This window comes from Metabacillus niabensis, from assembly GCF_902829255.1.
GTDB lineage: Bacteria > Bacillota > Bacilli > Bacillales > Bacillaceae > Metabacillus > Metabacillus niabensis.
On the sequence record NZ_CADEPK010000207.1, the window covers coordinates 1 to 8,829 of the forward strand.

At 33.3% G+C, this 8,829-nt stretch carries 14 protein-coding genes; 7 read left to right on the forward strand and 7 right to left on the reverse strand.

From position 1 onward, the window contains the following. Positions 1 to 138: 138 nt before the first annotated feature. Positions 139 to 636 carry a PTS sugar transporter subunit IIA gene (locus tag HU235_RS13645; protein WP_095302181.1) on the reverse strand — a complete coding sequence of 166 codons (498 nt, stop codon included), beginning with the start codon at positions 634 to 636 and terminating at the stop codon, positions 139 to 141. Positions 637 to 826: 190 nt separating this feature from the next. On the opposite strand from HU235_RS13645, the gene HU235_RS13650 reads away from it, so the two are divergent. Beyond that, positions 827 to 1,306: an Hsp20/alpha crystallin family protein gene (locus tag HU235_RS13650; RefSeq protein ID WP_170944444.1), complete on the forward strand. Its 480-nt coding sequence runs from the start codon at positions 827 to 829 to the stop codon at positions 1,304 to 1,306. Positions 1,307 to 1,440: 134 nt separating this feature from the next. Here HU235_RS13650 and HU235_RS25300 read toward each other — a convergent pair whose 3' ends face one another. After that, positions 1,441 to 1,566: a hypothetical protein gene (locus HU235_RS25300; protein WP_255451847.1), complete on the reverse strand. Its 126-nt coding sequence runs from the start codon at positions 1,564 to 1,566 to the stop codon at positions 1,441 to 1,443. 120 nt (positions 1,567 to 1,686) lie between these two features. On the opposite strand from HU235_RS25300, the gene HU235_RS13655 reads away from it, so the two are divergent. Beyond that, positions 1,687 to 1,875: a hypothetical protein gene (locus tag HU235_RS13655; RefSeq protein ID WP_095302183.1), complete on the forward strand. Its 189-nt coding sequence runs from the start codon at positions 1,687 to 1,689 to the stop codon at positions 1,873 to 1,875. A 6-nt stretch (positions 1,876 to 1,881) separates the two neighbouring features. After that, on the forward strand, positions 1,882 to 2,130 hold the full coding sequence (locus HU235_RS13660; RefSeq protein ID WP_095302184.1) for a sigma-G-dependent sporulation-specific acid-soluble spore protein CsgA: 249 nt from the start codon (positions 1,882 to 1,884) through the stop codon (positions 2,128 to 2,130). A 64-nt stretch (positions 2,131 to 2,194) separates the two neighbouring features. On the opposite strand, the gene HU235_RS13665 is transcribed toward HU235_RS13660, so the two are convergent. After that, positions 2,195 to 2,620, reverse strand: coding sequence for a YppG family protein (locus tag HU235_RS13665; RefSeq protein ID WP_095302185.1), 426 nt, complete (start codon positions 2,618 to 2,620; stop codon positions 2,195 to 2,197). Positions 2,621 to 2,742: 122 nt separating this feature from the next. Between HU235_RS13665 and HU235_RS13670 the strand changes: the two genes are divergently transcribed. Continuing rightward, a complete protein-coding gene (locus tag HU235_RS13670; protein WP_170944445.1) occupies positions 2,743 to 2,910 on the forward strand; it encodes a hypothetical protein in 168 nt (55 codons plus the stop codon). Between the two features lie 84 nt (positions 2,911 to 2,994). Here the strand turns inward: HU235_RS13670 and HU235_RS13675 are convergent, their stop codons facing one another. Both HU235_RS13675 and HU235_RS13680 read right to left on the reverse strand, forming a co-directional pair. Continuing rightward, a complete protein-coding gene (locus HU235_RS13675; RefSeq protein WP_095302186.1) occupies positions 2,995 to 3,357 on the reverse strand; it encodes a DUF1798 family protein in 363 nt (120 codons plus the stop codon). 43 nt (positions 3,358 to 3,400) lie between these two features. Then, positions 3,401 to 3,661 (reverse strand): hypothetical protein, encoded by a 261-nt coding sequence (locus tag HU235_RS13680; protein ID WP_095302187.1) that lies wholly within the window; start codon positions 3,659 to 3,661, stop codon positions 3,401 to 3,403. 174 nt (positions 3,662 to 3,835) lie between these two features. On the opposite strand from HU235_RS13680, the gene sspM reads away from it, so the two are divergent. Continuing rightward, positions 3,836 to 3,934: an acid-soluble spore protein SspM gene (sspM, locus tag HU235_RS13685; protein WP_095302188.1), complete on the forward strand. Its 99-nt coding sequence runs from the start codon at positions 3,836 to 3,838 to the stop codon at positions 3,932 to 3,934. 117 nt (positions 3,935 to 4,051) lie between these two features. Here the strand turns inward: sspM and HU235_RS13690 are convergent, their stop codons facing one another. Then, entirely contained in the window at positions 4,052 to 5,026 is a 975-nt protein-coding gene (locus HU235_RS13690) for a DUF2515 domain-containing protein (protein ID WP_174880549.1), read from the reverse strand. 133 nt (positions 5,027 to 5,159) lie between these two features. Between HU235_RS13690 and recU the strand changes: the two genes are divergently transcribed. Both recU and HU235_RS13700 read left to right on the forward strand, forming a co-directional pair. Beyond that, on the forward strand, positions 5,160 to 5,750 hold the full coding sequence (gene recU, locus HU235_RS13695; RefSeq protein ID WP_095302209.1) for a Holliday junction resolvase RecU: 591 nt from the start codon (positions 5,160 to 5,162) through the stop codon (positions 5,748 to 5,750). Between the two features lie 73 nt (positions 5,751 to 5,823). Then, positions 5,824 to 8,556, forward strand: a complete 2,733-nt coding sequence (locus HU235_RS13700; RefSeq protein WP_174880550.1) for a PBP1A family penicillin-binding protein — start codon at positions 5,824 to 5,826, stop codon at positions 8,554 to 8,556. 56 nt (positions 8,557 to 8,612) lie between these two features. Here the strand turns inward: HU235_RS13700 and HU235_RS13705 are convergent. Further along, positions 8,613 to 8,829, reverse strand: a 217-nt coding sequence (locus HU235_RS13705; protein ID WP_411828262.1) for a YpoC family protein, incomplete at its 5' end; no start/stop codon positions are given.

The following is an 8,829-nucleotide window of genomic DNA, read 5'->3' on the forward strand; positions in this document are numbered from 1 at the left end:
TTATTGTACCGAATAAACGTTCGCAAATAAAGAAAAACTTCATTCCAATTGAGTAAGCTATGAACTCATCGAAATGAAGCAAATATTTTTAAAACTTCCATTATTACTTTATTTTTTAATTTATAGTGATTTTGATTTTCACTTAAGCTTTACTTCTATTATTGGTGATTCACCTTTTTTAACAATATCAGGTTCTGACTTTTTAATATAAGCGATACTATCACTATTTGTTATAACGATTGGTGTAATCGTACTTGCTGCTCGATCACGAATAAGCGTAAGATCTATTTCCATTAAAGGATCACCGACTTTAACCTTTTGCCCTTCTTTTACTAAAGGGGTAAATCCTTCACCGCTCAAATTTACTGTCTCAAGGCCAATATGAATTAACAATTCAACTCCTAATCGGGAACGTAATCCTATGGCATGTTTTGTATGAAATACTTGAATTACTTGACCAGCAAATGGTGCAATTACAAGATTCTCAGATGGTTCAATTGCCATTCCATCCCCCATTAATTTTTGTGAGAAAACAGGATCAGGCACATCTTCAAGTCTAACTAATTTTCCTGATAAAGGGGCGACTATTTTCTCCTCCTCTACCCTTTGTTTTTTTCCAAATAATGACTTTAACATAGTACGACTCCTCTTATACGTTATTCTTAAAACTTAGCTGTTTAATAAGATCTATAGACAATTATGTATGAAGAAAACCAAACAGTTTCAAACTCAAAGTGATATACTAACATCTTTTTAGGGACATAAACCTTTTTTTGTTCATTTCATATAATAATTTGACAAAGTATGTAAAGGAAGGATGAAAATCATGAGCAAAAAAGATAAATTTCTGCAAAACAAATCGAATGAGCTCAATGACTCAATTGACTTTTTTCAAATTGTTGATCATTTTTTTCGTTCAGACCCAATAAAGCAATTTATGAATAATGTTGACTCGATACTACTTGAAACTTTCCCACATCATCATATACATGTACGCTCATACGAAACAGATAAAAACTATCATATCGACTTGAAATTTCCACCGGTTAAAAAAGAACAAATAAAGCTAGAACTTTATCAACAATATTTAACACTAACGATTACAAACCGTGAAGAACTTAAAGAATATAATGAAAATTCTTCTACGTTCCGAAGCTTTACCTCACAGGATAGTATTTCTCGAACGATATTACTGCCATATGTAGTAAATGAAAACGAAATTAAAACTTCATTCAAAGAAGGCTCACTTTTAGTGACACTACCTAAAAAGACAAAACAAATAGAAATAAATGAAGAATTACAATAAACTATTATATAAAATTTCTCTTAATAAATCCTTAAATACGTATTATCGCATACAAAAGTCTGTAATACCTAAAGGATGAAGAACCAGATAGCTTATTGTATATCTTGGAGCTTTCTGGTTTTTCAATCCCTTTTTTAGCTATTTTTATGTGATTTGCTCCCATATTTCGGATTATCCTCAGGAGTTGGATCCCTTTGCAAATCCTTTGCAGAAGCTGTGATTTCATTGAACCCCTTTTTTAGACGTTCTTTTCTCTTCATCAGTTTCACCTCATTTTTATTTTTTCACAATTGATCTTCATTATGCTTAATGAAAAATCCAATTATTAACTTGAGAGAAATCATTAATTGGATGAAACAATACATATAGGAGGTGTTTACATGAAAGAAAAAAAGATAAACCTACCTGATTTTCATGAATTAGAAGATCGGATCATTGCTGAACCTTCACATTCACCAACTCTTGTCATCAAAACAAACCTTGATGCTGATAGTGTGACAAGCGAAAATCCATATTCACAGAACGATCAAACACCATCCAATGAATTCAAAAATTTTTTTAAGGACTGAATGTTCATGGATTTTACACTAGATTATTTAAAAGAGGCCATTTCTAATTATGACGATAGCTCAGTTTGTCAGCGAATCTTTTCTAAATTATCCAGAAGAGACTATAAATCCGAAATGGAGTTTGTCCAGGTTTTAGATGATGCAGAAATTCATTTTTTAAACAGAGTCCTGCCTGAAGAAATTAAATATGCGTTTCATAACCAGGATTTTATTAGAGGTAATCAACTTAATGAAGTGTACGAGCTGTTAATCTAATTTCCATTTTGCGATTTTAAAAAGAGCAAAGCAATTAAATACCTTTGCTCTTTTTAATACACAACTATTTAAAGATGGATGTTACTCCTTTAAATAGCCCACCCATTTGATTAACAGCATTCATCATTTGTCCAGCTGTATCAATCATTTTATTTAAATCTAATTGCCCATCAGATTTTTTAAACTGAGACATTATTGTATTCAAACCTGATGGCTGTTGTTTTAGTAATGGAGTTGGCTTCGGATATGGTGCTACGTAAGGTGAATTTATGAAGGAATTGTTAACCATTCCACTTGTTCCATCCTGGAAATAATTAGGTTGCATTGGTTGATATGGTGGTTGCATTGGTTGAAAATTTTGTTGCTGATAATAAGGTTGGTGCAGTGAATGAAAAGGTGAAGAAAATAAATTAAACGGCTGTAACGGTCGATAATATTCACCATGACCTAACCAATGCCCATTATGTTGGTAATGATTGTGACCATGCATTTTTACTCCTCCTACATTTTAGCAAATACCGTGATTTATAGGTATTTTATGACTAATTTGCCTAATTGGTGAGATGTTCTACTATTTTGTAAGCAAAAATACATGAAAAGGAGGGTTTAAATATGTCTAGAGGAAAACATTTTGATCATATGGAAAAAGGACACAAGCCTACCATTTCTAAACGAGGTCAAAACGTCGCAAGAAAAACAGAAGAATTAGTTGAATATGCAATTGAGCCAGTAGCAACTGAAAATAACCGTCCAGTTTCTTATATGGTTGAAAAAAAATAATTCAATAAGCAGCAAGAAGTATTCTCGTTGGCGAATGCTTCTTGCCTTTAAAGCTATTGTTTATTCAAAAATAGAATAAATGAATTAAATGTCGTTGTGTAACTCTGTAAGCATCGTTTTAAGAATATATTCAACAGAATTATATAAATTATAAAATCGTTGGTTATTAATATCTTTATAAAAGGATTGTAAAATGATTTGCTCGATATTTTCAACTGTCGATTCTATTTGAGTTAAATGTATATATTTTGGATTTGTTTTAACAATCCAATCATCAGCCAATGGTTTCCATTTTGCTGTTAGGTCTGAAACCGTTTCAAATGTTGGCTTTACTTTATTGTAGAACAATTCTTCTGTTTTTTCCGGCTTTTGTTTTATTAGTTCAAATCTCTCTTTACATTCATCAATTGCATGCAGAAGGTTCTTTGAAATCATTTCTAAGTTCATCTTGCTTCACCTCTGCCTTCATCATATCACGTTCCGAATAATATTACATATTAGTTGCTACAATCGGAAAACAAGAAGCAGGAGATGGTTTAAATCCATTATCTTTAACTGGTAATTCTTTAGCATCGATTCGGGAAATCATGTTATCTAACTTCCGATTGATTTGATAAGCATCATTTTGTAGTTGAATACCAACCTTTTCACTTTCAACCTTATCCATAAAGACTTGTTCAAGTGACAGTAGTTCTCTTTCCAACTCTTCCAGTTTTGCCTCAATTACCGTCTTTTCAATGATTTTTTTCATTTTTCTCCCTCCTTATACATATAGTCATTCGCTCATTATTTTTATCTCCCTTCAAGCTTGACAAAACTAGTTTTCATTCGCCAAAGAAAGTAAAAACAAACAATCTTCGACATTTTCCTTCGACCTGAATGGAAAAAAGGAAAATGTAGACACTATTAATAGGAGGTGCGAGACATGGCTAAAAAAAATAGCGAGAAGCAACAAGCTACTGAAGAAAAAGCTCGGAATACAGGCGATAAAAAATTGAATGGTCCTAATCGTCCGTCTACTTAATAATGAAGAAAAGTCAGTCACTAATCATTTGCTAGTCATTTCAGCAAAGGTTAGAGTCTGACTTTTTCATTTTTAGAACATTTTCATCGTAAAAGGAATCGTAAGTAGATAATAACTTTATTTCATTTTGTATTCTTGAAGTAAGCTGAGGAGATGCAGTTGATTCTGTTTCTTTTGATACCATGCTGTAATTTCAAAGTTATTTGGGATTTTTCCTTCTTTAAACCATCTTTTTGTGTTTTGACCGTGAAACCAATCTTCTCTTTTTTCGTCTATTGTATGTGAAACGATTGGATAAACGGTTCGTAATAATGGTGTTTCTCTTATACGATTACCTGGCAAAAATTTTTCATAATCATATCTTGACCCTGTATGTGTGACTGTTTTCGAAAAGAGGGAAAAATGGTCAAAAAGCCCTGAATAAAAAAGGAGCCATGCTAATCTCTTCCCTAACTCTATTCTAGTTGATAAGTGTTGAAAGCGAACTGCTGAAAAGCCAAATAATTTACCCGACAAAATCGGAAACACAACAGAACTGAAATGTAATAAATCTTGCATTTTAAATGGAAGGGAATTAAAAACAAGATGGTGATATTGTTTATTTTCAATAACAGGCTTTTGAATCACATTTTGTTCGTTTATGATTAAGGCTATCATTAATCTATTTTCATCTTGGTTATTCCAAAAATGGTTCCATTCCATTTCCATAAATCTAGAAACATGAAAGGCATTTAATAAATGAAAAAGTGGCTTCTTGATTCTTTTAGACCATTTATATAGTAATAATTGTGGATATGCATCTTGGAAAATAAGCCAATTTGCCCGTTCATATGTCATAAAAAGTAAATTTCTTTGCTGTAAATTTAACGCTTTTCGGAACCATTTCCCTTGAAGGTCTGTCATGCTCCAGCCAGCATTTCTTGAAACCATACTGGCTAGGAAAGACCATTGAATTTCGGGATGAAGATAATAAAAGTCTTGATACGCATTCGTTCTTGAAATATTGTCATAATTTTTTTTTCTTGTCGTATTAACTATAGATGTGATGATTTTTTTTTCTTGATTATCGATAAATTGTTTAAATACATCCATTGTTCCACCTCTTTCACTATCGTCTCCTAATCCGATAAATTGTACACATTAACAAATTTGAAACTTTTTTAACAATACTTTTTCAATATTTTTGGTATGATAGGTAGTAGTTTCGAGGAGGAGGTACAAAATGATTTTTCGTTATCCTAACGGAAAGCCTTATAAACCAGATAAACAAATAAAAGAAAATAAACAACAGTCCATCACATATAGTAATCGTGGTATGACACTTGAAGAGGATTTAAATGAAACAAATAAATATTATTTAGAAAACCAGATAGCTGTCATACATAAAAAGCCTACTCCTGTTCAAATAGTCCATGTAGATTATCCAAGGAGAAGTGCTGCAGTAATAAAAGAGGCTTATTTTAAACAAAGCTCAACAACAGACTATAATGGTATTTATAAAGGCAAATATATTGACTTTGAGGCAAAGGAAACAAAAAATAAAACTTCCTTTCCTCTGCAAAACTTCCATGAACATCAAATTGAGCATATGAAAAATATTTTGCATCATGGCGGAATAAGCTTTGTCATTTTATCTGCCTTTAATCAATATTATTTTTTGGAGGCTACACATTTATTAACATTTTGGGAACGCCAATCAGCTGGTGGCAGAAAGTCAATTTCGATGAAAGAAATTGCTGAATTGGCATATAAAATTCCTTTAGGCTATCAAGCAAGGATTGACTATCTTAAGATTATAGATAAACTATATTTTTAAGATAAAATAATTTTAGCAGGTTCATTTCCCCTGCTATATTTTGGTAAGCCTATTATGAAAGGTTGGTAGTAACATGTCAGAGCAATATAAAAGTCGTCAAGAACGAAAACGACAACAAACTCAACAATCACCAAAAGGAAAAAAGAAAAAAACACATAAATCAGCACCCCTATGGAAAAAAATTCTCTTAACGCTTCTCGTTATAGGAATTATCGGAATGGTCGGTGGTGGAATTACATTTGCAGCTATCGTCGCTGGTGCACCATCATTAGATGAAAAGAAATTAAAGGATTCTTTTTCATCAACCTTATATGATATAGATGGTAAAGAAATTACTGAAATTGGTTCAGTGAAGCGAACATATGTCCCATATGAAGAAATACCTGAAGTTTTAAGAAATGCTGTTTTAGCAACAGAGGACGCACGCTTTTTTGATCATAATGGAGTTGATTTCATTCGAATTGGCGGCGCATTTGTCGCTAACGTTAAAGAAGGCTTTGGTGCTGAGGGTGGTAGTACAATTACCCAACAGGTTATTAAAAACTCCATCCTAACAACAGACAAAACAATAACTCGTAAGGTACAGGAAATTTGGTTAGCATTCCAATTAGAAAGAAAATATTCAAAACAAGAAATTCTTGAAATGTATTTAAACAAAATTTATTTTCCTGGAAACATTTACGGTGTCGCAAAAGCAGCTGAATCATTTTATGGAGAAACAGATTTAAGTAAACTTGAATTACATGAAGCTGCAATGATTGCAGGTATGCCACAAAGTCCTAACAATTATAACCCTAGAACGAATCCGGAAAGTGCTGAAAAGCGTCGGAACACCGTATTAAACTTAATGGCCAAGCATGGATATATTTCAGAGGCTGAGGCAGAGGAAGCAAAAAAGATTCCTGTCCAATCGACACTTGTAGAACCTAATGAAGTGGCAAATCCATATCACGCTTTTGTTGAAGAGGTAATTGAAGAAGTTAAAGAAAAGACAGATATTGACGCTGGAACTGCAGGGTTAAAAATTTATACAACGCTTGATCCAGATGCCCAACAAAAAGTTGAAGAAGTTTTAAATGGAGATTCTATGGATTTTCCTGATGATAAATTACAGGCAGGAATCTCGTTAATCGATACGAAAACAGGTGAAATTCGCGCAATTGGTGGCGGACGCAACCAACCAGTTGGTGGTTTCAACTATGCAACAGATGCTAAACGACAACCAGGATCTACGATAAAGCCTGTATTAGATTACGGACCTGTTATTGAATATGAAAAATGGTCGACATATGAACAAGTAAGAGATGAGCCTTACACATATAGTGATGGAACACCTATTAATAACTGGGACCGTAGCTATAAAGGGCAAATGTCAATACGGGACGCATTAGCATATTCTCGAAACATTCCTGCATTAAAAGCATTTCAAGAGGTTGGGGCAGAAAAAGCACAAGAATTTGCAGAAGGTTTAGGGATTCCTGTTGATGGAATTGTAGAGTCTTATTCGATTGGTGGATTTGATAAAGGTGTCTCTCCTCTTCAAATGGCTGGTGCATTTAGCGCATTTGGTAATAATGGGATTTATAACGAGCCACATGCCGTGAAAAAAATTGTTTTAAGTGATGGAACTGAGATTAGCTTAGAGCCTGAACCAAAAGCTGCAATGAGTGATTATACTGCGTTTATGGTAACAGATATGATGAAGTCAGTTGTTAAGTATGGTACAGGTAAGGCAGCCAGAATTGATAATGTAAATATAGCTGGTAAAACAGGGACAACAAACTTTACTCCTGAAGAAAAGGAAAAATATGATATTCCTTCAAGAGCAGCAAAGGATGCATGGTTTGTCGGTTATAACCCTAATTATACTGCCGCTGTTTGGACTGGTTATAGTGAATTTAAAGAAGGTGAAAAGGTTTATTTAGATTCTGATGATCAGGATTTAGCAAAAGCCTTATTCAAAGAAGTTTTTGAGGAAGTCGCTGCAGGTGATACATCTGATTTTGAACAACCGAGTAGTGTCGTTCAACATGCTGTTGAAAAAGGTCATATGGAACCTGTTCTAGCAAGTGATTATACGCCTGAAAGCCAAAAGCTTTATGAATATTTTGTAAAAGGTTATGAGCCAAGTAAAAAATCTAAAAAATACAATAAACTTGCTAAGCCATCAGGCTTAAATGTTAATTATGATCAAGAATCAAATTCGATTACAATTAATTGGAATTACAAATCAGACTCCGATGTTACCTTTGAAGTAAAACAATCTATCGATAACGGCTCCTATCAGGTTGTTAGTAATTCGGGAGATTTAAGCTATACAGTAGTTGATGTAAAACCTGGTTCTGTTTACTCATTCCAAGTTGTAGCTGTAAGTGACGGTGCTCGTAGTAGTGCTGCCGCAACAAAAATTCAAGTACCTAAACTTGAAGAAGAAGTACCTGAGCTTCCGTTAGACGAAGAAGAGCCAGATGACACTACCGATGAGGAAAATCCAAATCAGGATAATAATCAAGACAATAATGGTAACAACGGTAATAACAATGGGGATAATTCAGGAAATAACGGAAATGGTACAAATGGTAGTGGTAACGGAAATAATGGCGGTAACGATCCAAATGGTAATGGTAACGGAAATAATGGCGGTAATAACAATACAGGAAATACAGGAGACACTGGTAATACTGGGGAAGAACCGAACGTAACTGTACCTGACGAAAATGATGATCAAACAACGAACCCTAATCAACAGCCTTCTCAGGATGTAACTACACCACCTCAGGATGATGGTCGTAAAGAAGAGGAATAAATTAGTAGAGAAAAAGGATTACTTTTGCATTAGTAATCCTTTTTCTTTTGCATAGATTATCTATTTTTAAGCTTGTCTATTGCTGCTTTCTTATAAAATGCTTTTTCATGTTCGATAAACAATTGTTTTAATTGGCTAAATGAGTGAAATTTTGTATAGTTTTTAATAATAAATAAGAGCCGCTCTTCAACGTTGATTGGCTTAATTTTATTCTTTAATATATTCGCATCTTCTATATTTAAGCTTTTTACAGAACTATTATTAGACCAATAA